We start from the raw sequence: 16,239 nt of genomic DNA, 5'->3' as shown, positions 1-16,239 counted from the left end.
TAGTACAAATAACCCGTGTAAATTTTTATGTTGGCAAATATATTTTAAGAAACGTTTTTTGCTTTAAAAGTATGTTAGTAGGGCATTATTTTTCGACAAACAACAACATTAACAGATAAAAGGGTTTATTTCCTTTTGTATAGAGGAACAGAAGAACATGCCTCTCCATACATAATGCTCTTGGCTACAGGTTGTAATTTTTGAATCAAATCGATATAAGCCCCATTAGGAACAGGTTTGTTTGTACATCCTTTTATAATAATAAACTTGTTATGATATTCTGAAACATCAATAGTATTTATAATTTCTGCATAGAGTATAGTTTCTAAGGCCTCTAAAGATCCGACTGCCACCTTTTTTGCAAAAGGTTGTAATGCACTTGTTAATAAAAGATATGCCCATCCGGGAATAATAGCATCTGTAGAACAAGTTAAGGCAACATAACTGTCTCGATATTGACTCCAGTCATGATCTAAAATATGTTTTCTAAACTCTTTTTCACGTAAAATTAACCCTTCAAAAAGCCAGTCTTTAATATCAAAAAGAATACGGTTACCTTTAGGATAATACTCTTCTAAATCAAAAGTGATGAGATTTTTATTATTTGCAACTCTATTTATAATTTCATCGGCCATTACATAGTCATTTTTATTACTTGTTTACATTTTGAACCTATGGTTTTATGAATATTTTAAACAGTATATAAGTCTAAAAGTCATTAAGATACCACTTTATAATACTAGATTAATAGTATCAAAAAATAAACAAGAAATTATTACTTTGTAAAAGTAGACATTACCTTAAGAAAATCCTCCTTTTTTGAGCGAGAAATACTCACAGAGATTTCATTATTCATTATAATATAGCCACCATCTGATTTCACAAATTTTCTGACCTCTTTTAAATTTACTAAATAGCTATTGTGTACACGCATGAAATCTTGCTCAAGTAATAGATTTTCATATTCTTTTAAGTGCTTGCTAACCAATAATTCTGATTTATTTTTCATAATAAACGAGGTATAAGAACCATTAGCTTTACAAAATATGATATCCTCAATATTTACAAACTCAAAACCTTCAGCGGTGGCTAAACATATTTTATTAAGCTTTGGTTTTTGTTGTTTGAGATTTAGCATTAGAGTTTCCAGTTGTTTTCTATAGATTTCCTGGTTTTTTTTCTTCCGTACTTTTTCAACTGCATTCTGTAATTCTTCAAGATCAATAGGTTTTAATAAATAATCAAGAGAGCTAAATTTTATTGCTTTAATAGCATATTGATCAAAAGCTGTGGTAAAAACGACTTCAAAATTAAAATTTGCCAATTGGTTAAGGACATCAAAACCGGTTCCGGTTTGTAATTCTATGTCTAAAAAAACAACATCTGGTTTGGTCGATGAAAGGATTGTGACAGCTTCAGATACAGAAGTAGCCATACCTGTCACCGTTATATCGGTACAGAACTCTTCTAAAAATTGTTTTAAATTCTCTCGACTATGTTTTTCATCTTCTACAATTACTGCTTTTAAATTCATGTTATGAATATATTTTAAAGAATAGGTATCATGATATTTCTAGAATTTGAAGCTTTTCTTCCTAACCATTATTTATCACTTCGCAAATTAGATATTTTTCTTTTTTGAAAAATGAAATTTAAATTTTTCTGACCAATAACCTGATTAAAAATATATTGATTTGCAGAGCCTATTCGATGTTTGGTAAAGTTAAAGTAATTTTATTACCAAAAATGTTCTTCTTAGTATTAAGAATAGGGGTTACTTTTTTCTTAATCTTATACTTTTTAATCCTGTTTACAGACCTAATAAGATCCAGGCATTGTACAATTTGTTTTCTATATTCTGGTGTATATCTGATTTTGTCAATACTTTCAGAAATATAGTTATAATCTATGTTTACAATAATGTTGTGCGGGTTTATCTCAAAAATTATATTTATAGTCTGATTTTTATGCTGATTATGGACTGCATGCTCTATTAAGTTTTCAAATAAAGTTTGTAAAACGAATGAAGGAATTTTTGCTTTTAAATGCTTAGAAGGCTTTTGGTTAAACGAAATACTATAATCAAATGTATTATTATAGCGTAGTTTTTGAAGTTTTAAATACCAATTAAGCATAGTAATTTCTTCGGTTAAATCAACGGTTTCTTTTTCTAAATGAACTAAATAAAATCGTATAAGTTTACTAAAAACGGATAAATACCGTAAAGCTATTTTTTTGTTTTCTGAAACGATAAAATATTGAATAGCATTAAGGGCGTTAAATACAAAATGGGGATTCATTTGGGATTTAAAAACCCTTAATTTTAAATCAAGCATTTCCTCTTTAAGTTGTAGCAAGTTTTGCTGCTCTTCTAATAGAGCATTAGTATCTCTAACGCTTTTAATTTTTATTGCACATATTGAAGCGATAGCAGACAACATTTTTAGATGTTGATTGGTAAAAAAACCTTTATCAGGGTGCTCACAATCAATAACTCCATAAATGACATTATCAGTTGCAATAGGTACTGCTATTTCTGATAAACGTATTTCATCATCAACAAGATACCTGGGGTCTTTTGAAGTGTCATGAATAATTTCGGCTTTCCCAGAAATTGCAACACTTCCTGTAATACCTTCTCCTAATTTGATTTCTACGGGATTGTATACCAAATAATCCTTAGGATTTTTAGGACCATAAGCTGCTTTTTGAATTAATGATTTACTTTTCTGATCTATCAGGTAGATCACACAATCTATAAAACCTAACTTAGAAATACAGTTTTTAGCTAGATCCCAAAGAATTGCTTCTTCATCTTTTTTACCCAAAAGTGATTTTGAAAAATACACTAAAATATCTTCAAACTGATCCTGGTTTAAACTAAGATGTTTTTTTAGATTGATCATAATCTATTCACTTTAACATTGGTTCATATATCATAAGAGTTAAAAGATCGTGTGATAAAAAACCAGCATAACGTAATCAATTAGATTTTGTCTGCTTTTTGCTTTTTTAAGCACAAACATAAAATGTCTTTGATGATATTCTTTTTTTTAATTGATAGATGGTAAGTAGTAATTGATCAATGGGTGAATTGTCGGCAATTACAATGCATAGAATCCTTTTTGATATTAGAAAATTTCAAAAAACAGTAAAATACCTGTGAATAAATGTAGATAAAGAGTATACATCACAGCGATATAAATATATAAGTGAAGTCTTATTTCTTTTTATAAAAACTATTTATACCCTATTTTTTCTGAAAGCTCTATTTTGCTTTTTGCAAAATTTCCAGTTCCAAATGCAACTTCTTTACCGTTTTCATTGTATAATGTTGATTCTGCAACAAACAGGTTTTTGGATTTAAATTTTATTTTTCCAATGGCTGTAATTATTCCTTTATCGACTGGTCGTATTAGGTTAATATTGAATGAAGTAGTAAGGACAAAAACATCTTTTATGATAGAGTTTACTGCAAAAAAAGCAGCATCATCAAGCAATTTAAAATAAACAGAACCATGTATTGCCCCTAATGCATGAAAGTACTTTTCCGAAATTTTAAGTTCGATTTGGGCTAACCCTTCAGAAATTTTAACGGTAGTAGTATCATAGAGTGCAGTATTAATATTTGCCTGCAGATACATTCTTTCTAATTTGCTGTAATGATCAGGATTCATTTTCCTTATTTATTTAGTTAAGAAAGTTATTTCAAAATCATTATAGTATCAGTTACAGCATGCCCAATTCTAATTTTGCTTCTTCACTCATTAAATCTTGTGACCATGGTGGATCAAAAGTAAGCTCCATTTCTACATCATTTACTGCATCAAGAGATTTTACTTTTTCTCGAATCTCTTCAGGAAGAGACTCTGCGACCGGACAGTTGGGCGAAGTAAGTGTCATTAGGATTTTTACATCATAATCCTCATTAACAAAGACGTCATAGATTAATCCTAGCTCATATATATCAACCGGAATTTCGGGATCATAAATAGTTTTTAGTACTCTTACAATCTTTTCTCCTAAATCATTTGTATCTATAGTTTCACTCATTTTTCTAGTTTTAATATTGCTTTTACAAGCATTGTACGACAAAAATTGATTTAATTCAATTGTGTTTGATAAGCGATAGCATACATTTTTAACTGTTTAATCATACTTACCAAACCATTAGCACGTGTTGGGGATAAATGCTCTTTTAAGCCAATTTCATCGATAAAATCGGTATCAGCCTCAATAATAGCCGAAGGGTGTTGCCCAGAAAAAACACGTATCAATATTGCAATAATACCTTTGGTAATAATGGCATCGCTATCTGCAGTAAATTCAACTTTGTCATTTTTCATTTCGGCATGTACCCACACTTTACTCTGGCATCCTTTTATGATATTGTCGTCTGTTTTATATTTTTCTTCAATAAGAGGTAGCGATTTTCCTAACTCAATCATATATTCATATCGTTGCATCCAATCATCAAACATGCTAAATTCGTCAACAATTTCTTCCTGAATTTCTTGTATTGTCATTACGTACAAATTTTCAACAAAAATACAACAAGAATAATTGCTATTCAATACTTTCTGTCAATGATAGCATAGTATTAACTAATTCTTGTATTTCTTGAGGAGGATATCCATGATCAAAACCGTTCGAAACAAATGTTTTGGTAGAAGAAACGATTTTTAGCTGTGCATGTGGAGCGCCATCAAAGAGCCTTTTTTCTGTAGGTGCTTTTAATTCACTTATTTTATCAATATCTATAGTTTCGAGGAGTGAAGTAATAGTGGCCCAATCTTTTTTTGAGCATTTTTTCGAAACACTATTCTCTAAGTTTCTATCGGTAGTCTTTTCAATACGATCTTTATTGATTTTGATTTGAAAAAAAGAGCCCCTGGAGAGTGCCTGATATTCGATATTGACTATATTACTCTGGGGTTTTTTATGCCTTAGAGAAATGTTTTGAGCTACAGATTGATTTTTTTCTTTTGATATTATTTTGACTAAACTATAATGTAATGAAGAACCATCAGCCGGAGGATTTTCTATTTTGGTAACGGCAATTTCAATTTCATAGTCATATCCTTCTTCATACTCAAAACCCTCGATTGTATCATAAAAATAAGTCCACTCATCGTTTGAGTTTTCTTTATATAACATGCATTTTTGAGGACCCACACCAACACAATCTACCAGAGTATTTGCTATAAATACTCGTTTGGTTTCCTGACATGAAGAAAACAAAATAGCGATACCCAGTAAGAAAAAAAACTTATTCATAGATTGCTTGTTTTTATTTAACAGGTGGTATGATCATTAAATAACGCTGTACAAAACCAAATGTTATAAAAAATAATTTATGAGAGCATCATCTTAGCCTTTTTAACGGCTTCGACCAAAGCATCAATTTCTTCTTTAGTATTATAAAATGAAAAAGAAGCACGAACTGTTCCTGGTATGTTATAAAAATCCATAATAGGTTGCGCACAATGGTGTCCTGTACGGACTGCAATGCCAAGTTTATCTACAATAGTTCCTACATCATAGGGGTGGATATTATCTAAATTAAAAGAGATAACAGAAGTTTTGTTTTTAGAGGTACCATAAATTTTTAATCCTTCTATTTCTAATAATTTTTGTGTCCCGTATTCAAGAAGTTCGTTCTCATATGCTGCAATATTATCAAAACCGATACTATTCATATAATCAAGTGCTACTCCAAAAGCGATACCACCACAGATATTAGGAGTTCCGGCTTCGAACTTATGTGGTAATCCGGCATAGGTGGTTTTTTCAAAAGTGACTTGTTCGATCATTTCACCACCACCTTGATAAGGAGGTAGTTTGTTTAACCAATCTTCTTTTCCGTAGAGCATACCTACTCCTGTGGGTCCGCAGAGTTTGTGTGCAGAGGCAACATAAAAATCTACATCCAAAGCCTCAACATCTGGTTTAACATGAGGGCACGCTTGTGCACCATCGATCAACACAGCTGCACCCACACGATGTGCTTTTTCAATAATTTCTTCAATAGGATTTATAGTTCCTAATGCGTTAGAGATATGGTTTGTAAAAACGAGTTTAGTTCTGTTAGAAAGTAATTGATCATATACATGCATTACTAATTCGCCATCCTCGTTCATTGGGATGACCTTAAGAATAGCACCAGTACGTTCACATAACATTTGCCACGGTACAATATTAGAATGATGTTCTAAGGCAGAAACGATAATTTCATCACCTTTAGAAAGAAGAGAGGTAAAGCCGGTAGCAATAATATTAATACTATGCGTTGTTCCCGAAGTTAAAATGATCTCATGAGCACGTTTTGCACCAAAATGCTCCTGTATTTTCTTACGAGCGATTTCGTATGCGTCTGTGGCCTCTTGTGATAAGGTATGAACACCACGATGAATATTCGCATTGTAACTACTATAATAATCTACAATAGCATCTATAACTACCTGCGGTGTTTGAGATGTGGCCGCATTATCAAAATATACCAAAGGTTTTCCGTTTACTTCTCTGGTGAGTATTGGGAAATCGTTTCGTATTTTCTGTACATCTAACATATTAATTTCTTTCTACAAAAGTAGTAAGTATTTCTAATTAGGATTGTTTATTTTTAGAATGATTTAACCCTTTTTATAATGAAACGATTTAAAAAAATTATTGGAATTACATTTCTTATTCTGTTTGCAGGAATTTGTATTGCATTTGTACTCAACTACCCAAAACTTACAATTCTAACGGGATATTCTGCCAAGCATATGAATTCGTCGGTTTTTATTGCAAACAGAACTTTAGAGTTTACAGATTTAAACGACAATAATTTTGCTCCGGTTGATCTGGCAGATGATGAGGTAAATTTAAAAAACAAAACATCTGTTGCCTCTGTTTTTGGACTAAAAGAGAGAAAAGCGATTTATAGAGAAGGCTTAGGTAGTGTTCTCATTGATGATGATTTTGATGAAAACACACCCGTTTTAATACCACATAGGACTAAAACAGAAACAAGACTGCCATATCCATATGGAGAATTGGAACAAAAAGATACAGTTTTTACTACAGTTGATTATGATAAGGTAAATAAAACCGTTGCTTCAATTTTTGATTCTAATGGAGAGTATATAAAGAAAACAAGAGCTGTTCTTGTACTTTATAAAGATCAGATTATTGCCGAGAAATATATAGATGGATTGGATAAAGATTCTAAACTATTAGGATGGTCTATGACCAAAAGTGTTCTTAGTACGGTTTACGGAGTGTTACAAAAACAAGGAGCTATTAACATACATGATAAAGCCCCGGTATCTGAATGGCAAAATGATGCAAGAAAAGAGATAACAATTAATAATCTCTTACAAATGAATTGTGGGTTAGAATGGGATGAGGATTATGGCTCTATTTCTGATGTTACAAAGATGTTATATGTAGATAGAGATATGACAATTCCCCAAATTCATAAAAAAGCGATTTATAAACCCAATGAATACTGGTACTATTCTTCTGGTGTGTCTAATTTGCTATCTGGGATTTTGAGAAAACAGTTTAAAAACTACCAGGAATATCTTGATTACCCATATCGAGAGTTTATTGATAAAATAGGAATGAATTCTATGCTTATAGAAACAGATATGACTGGTAATTATGTAGGTTCTTCTTATGCCTGGGCAACAGTAAGGGATTGGGGTAAATTTGGATTGTTATATCTACATAAAGGGAATTGGAACGGAGAGCAGATTTTTGAATCTTCTTGGGTGGATTATGTGACTACACCAAGTCCTACATCAGAAGGAGATTATGGAGGACATTTTTGGTTAAATGCAGGAGGGTTTTATCCAGATGCTCCTAGGGATATGTTTTCTGCAAATGGATTTCAGGGACAACGAGTGTTTATTATTCCTTCTAAAGATTTGGTTATTGTACGGTTTGGACTCATTGGAGATGCAGGAGTAGATTTTAATACGTTTTTAAAGGATATGGTTGACTCGATAGAATGAAATAAAAACACCAAAGCCAAATCTTCTACGATTTGGCTTTGGTGTTTTTATTTGTTGTTGAAACAATTGTTTTACAAATCAAAACCAATGTTTACACCAAGCTTAGTAGCAATTAGTTTATTAATTCTACTTTTTAACTGAGGTATTTTTACACTAGACAATACATTGTTTGCAAATGCATACATCAATAAGGCTCTAGCTTCTTTTTCTCCTATACCTCTGGATTTCATATAGAATAATGCATTATCATCTAATTGCCCTATAGTACAACCATGTGAACATTTTACGTCATCTGCAAAAATCTCTAACTGTGGTTTAGAATTGATAGTTGCCTTATCACTTAACAAGATATTGTTATTAGACTGAAAAGCATTTGTTTTTTGTGCTTCTTTATTTACAACGATTTTACCATTAAAAACCCCTGTGGCTTTTTCTCCAAAAATTCCTTTATAATCCTGATGGCTTTCACAATTTGGTTCTGTATGATGTACCAGGGTATTATGATCTACATGCTGTTTTCCTTCAATAATGGTTATGCCATTAAGAATAGAGTCAATCCCTTCTCCTTTTTGATAAAAATTAAGGTTATTTCTGGTGATATTTCCACCAAAGGCAAAAGTATGAACAGATGCTACGCTTTGTGCATGCTGTTCGATATATGTATTGTCAATCAATGAAGCATTTTGATTATCATTCTGGATTTTATAGTAATCAACAAATGCTCGTTTATCTGCAAAAATTTCGGTTACAGAATTTGTAAGAACAGGGTTATCTGTTAAACTCTGATGGCGCTCAATGATTTGCACATGAGAATTTTCTCCAACAATAATCAAGTTACGAGGTTGTAACATTTGCGCAGCTTCATTTCCTGTAGAAAAGTGTATAATTTGTATAGGTTTATCGGCAAGCTTATTTTTTGGGATGTAGATATAAGCCCCTTCTCTAGAAAAAGCCGTATTTAAAGAAGTAAGCCCATCTTTACGAGCTACTTTGTTAAAATAGTTTTCGATGATTGGTCGATATTTTTCATGCGTTAATGCTGATGACATTAAACATACATCGATTTTATCATGAGTCGTTTCAGATAAATGAGACGAATACTTACCATCAATAAATACAATTTTATATGTATCTAAATCATGAAGGAAGTATTTTTTTATATCCTTAAAATCTAAAGCATTCTCTTCTTTTGGAAAAATACTGTAATCATGTTTTAATACAGCATTTAGAGAGGTATATTTCCACGCTTCTTCTTTTTTGGTAGGAAATCCTTTTTCTTCAAAAGTTTTAATAGCTTGACTTCTGATATCGTGAACAGCTGTGTCAACATCTACCGTATTTTCAAAGGCCAAAAAAGAAGATACCAATTTATCTTTCAATTCCATATTTAGTTTCAAGTTTTGTTTCTTGCGAAACTGTTTCGAGTTTTAAGGTTGGGATTCTTTATTCTTTACACCTCTAGACTCTTTTTATTTAAATAACTAATAAAACCAGAAATTCTTCTACTTAAGGTTTCATAGTCATTAACTAATATCTTTAATGTTTTTTCTTCAATATATCCTGAATCGAAAATTCTATATAATTGAGATCTTGTTTCTCCTGAAGAGGCTTTGGCTATAGAGAGAGATTGTCTAAATTCTATGTTTCCACCTCGTTCAAAACCTTCAGCAATGTTATCCATTACTGAACCAGAAGAACCTTTAATATGATCTTTTAGTTTATAATCATTTTCTAAACCGGTTGCTTTTGATAAAAGAATAATTTCTTTACATAATCTTCGAGCTTCTTGCCAAATCTCTAAATCTTCAAATCTTTTTATAGTTGCCATATTTTAGCGAATTTGAAACTTTAAACAACAAACCAAAAACTAAGAATTAAGCATTTATTTCTTCTTTAATCCAATCGTATCCTTTTTCTTCAAGTTCTAAAGCTAAATCTTTTGTACCGGACTTCACGATTTTACCGTCATATAATACATGTACAAAATCTGGAACAATATAGTCTAGTAAACGCTGATAGTGAGTAATTACTACAATAGCATTGTCTTCACTTTTTAGTTTATTCACTCCATTAGCTACAATACGCAGAGCATCTATATCAAGTCCAGAATCTGTTTCGTCAAGGATTGCCAATTTGGGCTCCATCATTGCCATCTGAAAGATTTCATTACGTTTTTTCTCGCCACCCGAGAATCCTTCATTAAGAGAGCGAGATAGGAATTTGCGATCAATCTCTAATAATTCGGATTTTTCGCGAATTTTTTTAAGCATGTCTTTAGCAGGCATTTCTTCAAGACCTTGTGCTTTTCTTGTTTCATTTATGGCGGTCTTCATAAAATTAGTTACCGTTACACCAGGAATTTCTACTGGATACTGAAACGATAGAAAAACCCCTTTATGAGCTCGTTCTTCTGCTGCAAGGTCTTCAATATCTTCTCCTTCCAAAAGAATTCCTCCTTTGGTAACTTCATATTCTTCTTTACCTGCAACGATACTGGCTAATGTACTTTTTCCAGCACCGTTAGGACCCATAATTGCGTGTATTTCTCCTGCTTTTACATTTAGGTTAAGACCTTTTAAAATTTCTTTCCCTTCGACACTTGCGTGTAAATCCTTTATCTCTAACATGTTGTACAAAACTTTGATCTCCTAATGAGATATAATTTATTTATTTTTCTTTTTCTGGACCAGAGTTTTTATCTTCTTCTGAAGATTTAATCTTAGTGGGCAACTCTGAAGTTGGCGCACTTACTCCGATAATTTCTTTTATTTCTACTATTTCTTCCCATCCCTGTTCTGGATTGGGTTTTATAATTCCTTTTACTACTACAGGAACCATATCGTATTCTTCTCTTTGCAGAGGTTCTACTTTTTTGGCGAGTTCGAGAGTGACATCATTAATTATCACACCATATATAAAATCGTTACCTTTTAAGACTGCTGCATCATCTATAAGGATAAATTCGCCACGAATTAAATTAGGTTCTTCATTTTTACTTTCGGATTTGCAGGAAAAAAGAATAAGACTTAGTGCAATTAAAATACATGTTTTTTTCATTAATGTAGATTTGATGGTTTTACAATTAGCCTACAGAACCTTCTAAAGAAATCTCCAGAAGTTTTTGAGCTTCTACTGCAAACTCCATAGGTAGCTTATTCAATACTTCTTTACTAAAACCATTTACGATTAAGGCGATTGCTTTTTCTGTATCGATTCCTCGTTGGTTACAATAAAAAATTTGATCTTCTCCTATTTTGCTTGTAGTTGCTTCATGTTCTATTTGAGCGGTTTTGTTTTTAGTTTCTATATAAGGAAACGTATGTGCGCCACATTCATTGCCCATCAATAATGAATCACATTGCGAAAAATTACGCGCATTGGTCGCTCTACTACTTATTTGCACTAATCCTCGATAACTATTTTGGGATTTTCCTGCAGAAATACCCTTAGAAATGATAGTACTTTTGGTGTTTTTGCCCAAGTGTATCATTTTTGTACCAGTATCTGCTTGCTGAAAATTATTGGTTACCGCAATAGAATAAAATTCTCCTACAGAATTATCCCCTTTTAGGATACAAGAAGGGTATTTCCAGGTAATTGCTGATCCTGTTTCTACTTGTGTCCAGGAAATTTTAGCATTTTTTTCACAGAGCCCTCTTTTGGTCACAAAATTATAAACTCCTCCTTTTCCTTCAGCATTACCAGGATACCAATTTTGTACTGTAGAATATTTTATTTCTGCATCATCTAATGCTATTAATTCAACAACAGCAGCATGCAGCTGATTTTCATCACGAGAAGGAGCAGTACATCCTTCCAGATAACTTACATAACTCCCTTGGTCTGCCACCACTAAAGTACGCTCGAATTGTCCTGTACCTGCCTGATTGATTCTAAAATAGGTAGATAGTTCCATTGGACAACGAACACCTTTAGGAATATAACAGAACGAACCATCACTAAAAACAGCAGAGTTTAAGGCAGCATAAAAATTATCTTTTTGCGGAACTACAGATCCGATATATTTTTTAACTAACTCTGGATGTTCTTGAATAGCTTCAGAAATAGAGCAAAATATAATTCCTTTTTCTGCAAGGGTTTCTTTAAACGTTGTCGCTACCGATACAGAATCCATTACAATATCTACAGCTACTCCTGCTAATTTCTTTTGTTCCTCTAAAGAGATTCCAAGTCTTTTAAAAGTATCGAGTAATTCTGGATCTACCTCATCAATACTATTATATTTAGGTTTTTTGTTTGGTGCAGAATAGTAAGATATGTTCTGAAAATCAGGCTTCTCATAAGTAACATTTGCCCATTCGGGTTCTTCCATTTGTTCCCATACTCGAAAAGCTTCAAGCCTCCATTCTGTCATCCATTCGGGTTCTTCTTTTTTCTTAGAAATCGCACGAACTATATCTTCATTAAGACCAACAGGGAAAGTATCAGATTCTATATCTGTATAGAATCCATACTCGTATTCTTTGGTTTCTAGTTCTTTTTTTAAGTCGTCTTCGGTATATGCCATTTTCTTTATCCCAGAATTAATTCAGGACTTTTTTTTATAGATTAAAGGGAAAAACTTTCTCCACAGCCACATGTTCTACTGGCATTTGGATTATTAAACACAAAACCGGTACCGTTTAAACCGCCAGAATATTCTAGAGTTGTACCGATTAAATAGAGAAAACTTTTTTTATCTACAATGATTTTTACACCATTATCTTCAAATACTTTATCTCCTTCCTGTTGTGCTTTATCAAATTTTAAATCATATGATAAACCAGAGCACCCCCCACTTTTTACACCTACACGCACATAGTCGGTAACTGCATTATACCCATCCTCACTCATCAACTCGATGACTTTGTTTTTTGCTATGTCTGATACCTTAATCATACTTTTATAATATAGATTAATTCTAAATGAAATGCAAATATACTACATAAGTAGATTTTATACACAAAACCTAACATATATCTGCTATATATTAGAATAGGTAAAAGTTATAATGGTCTATAGAAAAACATTTTAGAATTCTGAAAAACGAGTATCATTTACATAATCATCATCGGTAAGTGTTTTTAAAAAAGCGATAATTTGCTGTTTTTCTTCGGTTGTCATTGGGATTCCCAAAGTTCCATTTTGATTTTTAAACAATGGATCCAAAGTTTCAGAATCTACCATACCATCACTATAATGATTTAAAACATCATCTAAGGTTTTTAATCGGCCATCATGCATGTACGGAAAAGTAAGCTCAATATTTCTTAAACTGGGAACTTTAAATTTTTGCATATCCTCGGTTAATCCCGTAACACGTTTTCTTCCAATATCATTGTATTGAGGGTCAATGGGTAATCCATTATTACGATACGATTGATCTGTAAATAATGTACCTTTATGGCAAGAAGCGCATTTCGTTTTAAAGAGTTCGAAACCAGCAGCTTCTTCTACCGTAAATACAGAGCCTTCATTTCTTTCAATCTTATCGTATTTGGTGTTTGCCGAAATCATCATAATCATAAACTGAGAAATTGCTTTAAGCATATTATCAGAATTTATTTTTTGATCTTCGAATGCTTCTGCAAATAATTTTACATATTCTGGTTGCTCTTCTAGTTTTTTAAGAATACTATTGAAGGTTTCATTCATTTCTACCTCTGCAGTGATGGGTATAATAGGCTGAAGATCTAAATGCATTGCAGCTCCGTCCCATGTAAATTCTTTCATAAACGCCATATTGTGTAATGGCTGTGCGTTACGAGTTCCTAAAGCACCGCCTACACCATGGCTTACAATATGTGTATGATGGGTAAATGCAAAATCCTGAATATGACAAAAACCACAAGAAATTACACCATCAGAAGCTAGACGACCATCATAAAACAACTTTTTTCCTAATTCGAAACCTTTTTCGGTAGGAGGATTAAGCGCTATATTATAGGTAGGATCGGGAAAGTTTGAGGGTATAGTAAATTCTAATTTTTTATTTTCGATAGGAACATAATTATCCTTATCAGAGCTACATGCAGTTCCGATAAGGATAATTGCTATATATGATATTAATTTCAAAATATTATTTTAATTAGATACACTAGTTGCAGTAAACATAGCACTTATATTTTCTGCAATTTTTGGTGCAAATTCTGCATCTACCTGAATACTATTTTTTACTTCTAATGAATGTGTATTTGTACCATCAAATATCTTTGCAATGTCTACATTAATTGCTACTTCTGGTGATTTTGATTCTTCAATGGTCAAAGTGCTGGGTAATTCGATTGTAATTTCCTTATAATTGTCCAGAGTGGTACCATGACTTCCAACGTGAATTAAAAAATCAGTATTAGCTCCACCATTTACGGTATATGTTCCTTCAAATTTAAGGAATTTATATCCTGCAGACCAACTCCATAACATTCCGCTTTCTTCCGCTGTAGGAATAAAGTTTGCCATTCCGTTAAGTGGATATTTTGATTGGTCGACCCCAAAACCAAACTTGATTTTAGTATATTCTCCTGCACTAATATCGGCAAGACTCACTTTTTTGCTTTCTAGAACCTCTTCGTTAATTAAGAAATAGCTTCGGTCTACGGGATATACAAATTCTTGACCGTTAGCTTTAATTAAAACAATATTGCTTATAATATATTTCAATTCTGAAATGGTATAAGTTTCATTACTTGCGTTGGTATAAGAGTCAGTAGTTAATTCGATACCATTATTATTGACTGTATTTTTAAAATCAAGAATAACATTTCCGAAAGTATTTGTTGCTCCATCATCATCATTTTTACAGGAGGATACAATTACTAATGTTGCTATGAGGATGTATATGATATTTTTCATTGTGTTTATTTATATTTAATTACTAGTACGTCTTTAGATCCCTTATTAGCAGGGATATCAAAGTCGCTACTTTCAGAGTTGCCTACAACAATTACTTTTTTGTCGCTTGTTTCTATGCAGCCTTCTCCAAATTCTGCTTGGCTACCACCGCTAGCCAGTTTCCATTGAACTTCTCCATTAATAGTTATGATCATGCTCCAGACATCACTTTGTCCTTTGTTTTGTCCTACATCAATATCATTACTTCTAGAGTTACCAGTAATAACAAAACCACCGTTTTGCATTTTGGCAATTGCTCTACCGGTATCAAAGGCTGTGCCGCCCAATGATTTTTCCCAGAGTAGATTACCATTACCGTCAATTTGTATCAACCAAAGATCAGCATTTCCATTGGCACTAGAAATATCGCCGTCTACACTTCTGGAATCTCCTACAATAAGAAATTTTCCGTCACCAGTAGCTGCAATGGCATATCCTACATCGATTTCTGATCCGCCAAATGATTTTTCCCACAGCTTGGTACCTTCTTTATTAATTTTTACAGCCCAAAAATCATAACTTCCTTTACTATTGGTGATATCAAAATCCACACTTTCTGATGAGCCGATCATTATAAAACCATCATCTTGAGTTTGTACTACATCGTAACTGCGATCATTATTGGTGCCACCAAAAAAACGCCGCCATTCTTTTTCTCCAGAAGCATTGAGTTTGATACCCCAGAATTCTCCAACTCCGTGTTTTGAAAAACCACTTTTGTTGTCATTGCCTTCTCCACCACTAGCTGTTACATCGAGAAAACCTGTAATAAAATACCCGCCATCACGAGTTTGTACAACAGAAAAAGCTCTGTCTATTCCGGGAAACCCAAAACTTTTTTCCCATTGAATACCTCCAGAAGCATCTGTTTTTACAATCCAATAATCTTGTAATCCGGCATTTGCAGTAACATCTTCATCTGCACTTCTGCTATACCCTACCATGGCATATCCACCATCTGTCGTTTGAATGATTTTTTCTCCTCTTTCATCTCCAGAACCTCCATAAGTTTTACTCCATAAAATTTCACCTTCTTTGGTTATTTTGAGTAACCAATAATCACTATCCGGAGCAGTTTTATCGGTAATGTCTCCATCAATGCTTTGGGTATATCCGGCAATTACATAACCCCCATCAGTAGTTTCGACTACTGATAGGGCATTATCTTCATTACTTCCTCCAAATGTTTTTACCCAGTCTATTTCACCCAAAAACCCTTCTAAAGGAGGAACGGGTGTCACGTTATCTTCATCGTCGCTACCACAAGCAATCAAAATTGATGTTGCAATACAGATGATAAGTATATTGAATAAGAATTTAGAGCGATTCATTTGTTAGTATATTTTAA

General features: G+C 32.7%; 18 protein-coding genes. 1 reads left to right on the top strand and 17 read right to left on the bottom strand.

The annotated features are described in order from the left end of the window. Nucleotides 1–125: 125 nt before the first annotated feature. The 8 genes from ATO12_RS06590 to ATO12_RS06555 all read right to left on the bottom strand — a co-directional run bounded on the left by ATO12_RS06590 (nucleotide 126) and on the right by ATO12_RS06555 (nucleotide 6,569). Entirely contained in the window at nucleotides 126–635 is a 510-nt protein-coding gene (locus tag ATO12_RS06590; protein ID WP_034240315.1) for a DUF2480 family protein, read from the bottom strand. Nucleotides 636–775: 140 nt separating this feature from the next. Further along, nucleotides 776–1,534 carry a LytR/AlgR family response regulator transcription factor gene (locus ATO12_RS06585; protein ID WP_034240314.1) on the bottom strand — a complete coding sequence of 253 codons (759 nt, stop codon included), beginning with the start codon at nucleotides 1,532–1,534 and terminating at the stop codon, nucleotides 776–778. Between the two features lie 169 nt (nucleotides 1,535–1,703). Further along, on the bottom strand, nucleotides 1,704–2,906 hold the full coding sequence (locus ATO12_RS06580; RefSeq protein WP_034240313.1) for a histidine kinase: 1,203 nt from the start codon (nucleotides 2,904–2,906) through the stop codon (nucleotides 1,704–1,706). A 333-nt stretch (nucleotides 2,907–3,239) separates the two neighbouring features. Further along, nucleotides 3,240–3,677, bottom strand: coding sequence for a PaaI family thioesterase (locus tag ATO12_RS06575; RefSeq protein ID WP_034240312.1), 438 nt, complete (start codon nucleotides 3,675–3,677; stop codon nucleotides 3,240–3,242). A 52-nt stretch (nucleotides 3,678–3,729) separates the two neighbouring features. Further along, complete coding sequence (locus ATO12_RS06570) at nucleotides 3,730–4,053, bottom strand: SUF system Fe-S cluster assembly protein (RefSeq protein ID WP_034240311.1); 324 nt, start codon at nucleotides 4,051–4,053, stop codon at nucleotides 3,730–3,732. Between the two features lie 50 nt (nucleotides 4,054–4,103). Beyond that, nucleotides 4,104–4,526 (bottom strand): SufE family protein, encoded by a 423-nt coding sequence (locus ATO12_RS06565; RefSeq protein WP_025666169.1) that lies wholly within the window; start codon nucleotides 4,524–4,526, stop codon nucleotides 4,104–4,106. 40 nt (nucleotides 4,527–4,566) lie between these two features. Next, nucleotides 4,567–5,277, bottom strand: a complete 711-nt coding sequence (locus ATO12_RS24660; RefSeq protein WP_051575654.1) for a DUF4377 domain-containing protein — start codon at nucleotides 5,275–5,277, stop codon at nucleotides 4,567–4,569. Nucleotides 5,278–5,354: 77 nt separating this feature from the next. After that, the gene (locus ATO12_RS06555) at nucleotides 5,355–6,569 is read right to left on the bottom strand and encodes an aminotransferase class V-fold PLP-dependent enzyme (RefSeq protein ID WP_034240310.1); all 1,215 of its coding nucleotides are present in this window, start codon (nucleotides 6,567–6,569) and stop codon (nucleotides 5,355–5,357) included. Nucleotides 6,570–6,647: 78 nt separating this feature from the next. On the opposite strand from ATO12_RS06555, the gene ATO12_RS06550 reads away from it, so the two are divergent. Continuing rightward, nucleotides 6,648–8,000: a serine hydrolase domain-containing protein gene (locus tag ATO12_RS06550; RefSeq protein WP_034240309.1), complete on the top strand. Its 1,353-nt coding sequence runs from the start codon at nucleotides 6,648–6,650 to the stop codon at nucleotides 7,998–8,000. Nucleotides 8,001–8,071: 71 nt separating this feature from the next. Here ATO12_RS06550 and sufD read toward each other — a convergent pair whose 3' ends face one another. The 9 genes from sufD to ATO12_RS06505 form a co-directional block, all read right to left on the bottom strand. Next, a complete protein-coding gene (gene sufD / locus ATO12_RS06545) occupies nucleotides 8,072–9,385 on the bottom strand; it encodes a Fe-S cluster assembly protein SufD (protein WP_034240308.1) in 1,314 nt (437 codons plus the stop codon). A gap of 65 nt (nucleotides 9,386–9,450) precedes the next feature. After that, the gene (locus ATO12_RS06540; protein ID WP_034240307.1) at nucleotides 9,451–9,828 is read right to left on the bottom strand and encodes a four helix bundle protein; all 378 of its coding nucleotides are present in this window, start codon (nucleotides 9,826–9,828) and stop codon (nucleotides 9,451–9,453) included. Between the two features lie 46 nt (nucleotides 9,829–9,874). Then, complete coding sequence (gene sufC / locus ATO12_RS06535; RefSeq protein ID WP_034240306.1) at nucleotides 9,875–10,627, bottom strand: Fe-S cluster assembly ATPase SufC; 753 nt, start codon at nucleotides 10,625–10,627, stop codon at nucleotides 9,875–9,877. A 40-nt stretch (nucleotides 10,628–10,667) separates the two neighbouring features. Continuing rightward, nucleotides 10,668–11,057 carry a hypothetical protein gene (locus ATO12_RS06530; RefSeq protein WP_051575653.1) on the bottom strand — a complete coding sequence of 130 codons (390 nt, stop codon included), beginning with the start codon at nucleotides 11,055–11,057 and terminating at the stop codon, nucleotides 10,668–10,670. Nucleotides 11,058–11,082: 25 nt separating this feature from the next. After that, on the bottom strand, nucleotides 11,083–12,528 hold the full coding sequence (sufB, locus tag ATO12_RS06525; protein ID WP_034240305.1) for a Fe-S cluster assembly protein SufB: 1,446 nt from the start codon (nucleotides 12,526–12,528) through the stop codon (nucleotides 11,083–11,085). A 41-nt stretch (nucleotides 12,529–12,569) separates the two neighbouring features. After that, nucleotides 12,570–12,899 (bottom strand): HesB/IscA family protein, encoded by a 330-nt coding sequence (locus ATO12_RS06520; RefSeq protein ID WP_025666177.1) that lies wholly within the window; start codon nucleotides 12,897–12,899, stop codon nucleotides 12,570–12,572. A 132-nt stretch (nucleotides 12,900–13,031) separates the two neighbouring features. After that, the gene (locus ATO12_RS06515) at nucleotides 13,032–14,078 is read right to left on the bottom strand and encodes a cytochrome-c peroxidase (protein ID WP_034240304.1); all 1,047 of its coding nucleotides are present in this window, start codon (nucleotides 14,076–14,078) and stop codon (nucleotides 13,032–13,034) included. A gap of 6 nt (nucleotides 14,079–14,084) precedes the next feature. After that, the gene (locus ATO12_RS06510; protein WP_034240303.1) at nucleotides 14,085–14,852 is read right to left on the bottom strand and encodes an MbnP family protein; all 768 of its coding nucleotides are present in this window, start codon (nucleotides 14,850–14,852) and stop codon (nucleotides 14,085–14,087) included. A gap of 5 nt (nucleotides 14,853–14,857) precedes the next feature. Then, the gene (locus ATO12_RS06505) at nucleotides 14,858–16,222 is read right to left on the bottom strand and encodes a hypothetical protein (protein WP_034240302.1); all 1,365 of its coding nucleotides are present in this window, start codon (nucleotides 16,220–16,222) and stop codon (nucleotides 14,858–14,860) included. Nucleotides 16,223–16,239: the final 17 nt, after the last annotated feature.

It is taken from the genome of Aquimarina atlantica, assembly GCF_000626715.1.
Lineage (GTDB): Bacteria > Bacteroidota > Bacteroidia > Flavobacteriales > Flavobacteriaceae > Aquimarina > Aquimarina atlantica.
This window is presented reverse-complemented; position numbering and strand designations above follow the sequence as displayed.

What these genes read in the sequence shown, in the direction of transcription:
- ATO12_RS06590 (WP_034240315.1), bottom strand. Translation starts at nt 635, where the DNA reads ATGGCCGATGAAATTATAAATAGAGTTGCAAATAATAAAAATCTCATC.
- ATO12_RS06585 (WP_034240314.1), bottom strand. Translation starts at nt 1,534, where the DNA reads ATGAATTTAAAAGCAGTAATTGTAGAAGATGAAAAACATAGTCGAGAG.
- ATO12_RS06580 (WP_034240313.1), bottom strand. Translation starts at nt 2,906, where the DNA reads ATGATCAATCTAAAAAAACATCTTAGTTTAAACCAGGATCAGTTTGAA.
- ATO12_RS06575 (WP_034240312.1), bottom strand. Translation starts at nt 3,677, where the DNA reads ATGAATCCTGATCATTACAGCAAATTAGAAAGAATGTATCTGCAGGCA.
- ATO12_RS06570 (WP_034240311.1), bottom strand. Translation starts at nt 4,053, where the DNA reads ATGAGTGAAACTATAGATACAAATGATTTAGGAGAAAAGATTGTAAGA.
- ATO12_RS06565 (WP_025666169.1), bottom strand. Translation starts at nt 4,526, where the DNA reads ATGACAATACAAGAAATTCAGGAAGAAATTGTTGACGAATTTAGCATG.
- ATO12_RS24660 (WP_051575654.1), bottom strand. Translation starts at nt 5,277, where the DNA reads ATGAATAAGTTTTTTTTCTTACTGGGTATCGCTATTTTGTTTTCTTCA.
- ATO12_RS06555 (WP_034240310.1), bottom strand. Translation starts at nt 6,569, where the DNA reads ATGTTAGATGTACAGAAAATACGAAACGATTTCCCAATACTCACCAGA.
- ATO12_RS06550 (WP_034240309.1), top strand. Translation starts at nt 6,648, where the DNA reads ATGAAACGATTTAAAAAAATTATTGGAATTACATTTCTTATTCTGTTT.
- sufD (WP_034240308.1), bottom strand. Translation starts at nt 9,385, where the DNA reads ATGGAATTGAAAGATAAATTGGTATCTTCTTTTTTGGCCTTTGAAAAT.
- ATO12_RS06540 (WP_034240307.1), bottom strand. Translation starts at nt 9,828, where the DNA reads ATGGCAACTATAAAAAGATTTGAAGATTTAGAGATTTGGCAAGAAGCT.
- sufC (WP_034240306.1), bottom strand. Translation starts at nt 10,627, where the DNA reads ATGTTAGAGATAAAGGATTTACACGCAAGTGTCGAAGGGAAAGAAATT.
- ATO12_RS06530 (WP_051575653.1), bottom strand. Translation starts at nt 11,057, where the DNA reads ATGAAAAAAACATGTATTTTAATTGCACTAAGTCTTATTCTTTTTTCC.
- sufB (WP_034240305.1), bottom strand. Translation starts at nt 12,528, where the DNA reads ATGGCATATACCGAAGACGACTTAAAAAAAGAACTAGAAACCAAAGAA.
- ATO12_RS06520 (WP_025666177.1), bottom strand. Translation starts at nt 12,899, where the DNA reads ATGATTAAGGTATCAGACATAGCAAAAAACAAAGTCATCGAGTTGATG.
- ATO12_RS06510 (WP_034240303.1), bottom strand. Translation starts at nt 14,852, where the DNA reads ATGAAAAATATCATATACATCCTCATAGCAACATTAGTAATTGTATCC.
- ATO12_RS06505 (WP_034240302.1), bottom strand. Translation starts at nt 16,222, where the DNA reads ATGAATCGCTCTAAATTCTTATTCAATATACTTATCATCTGTATTGCA.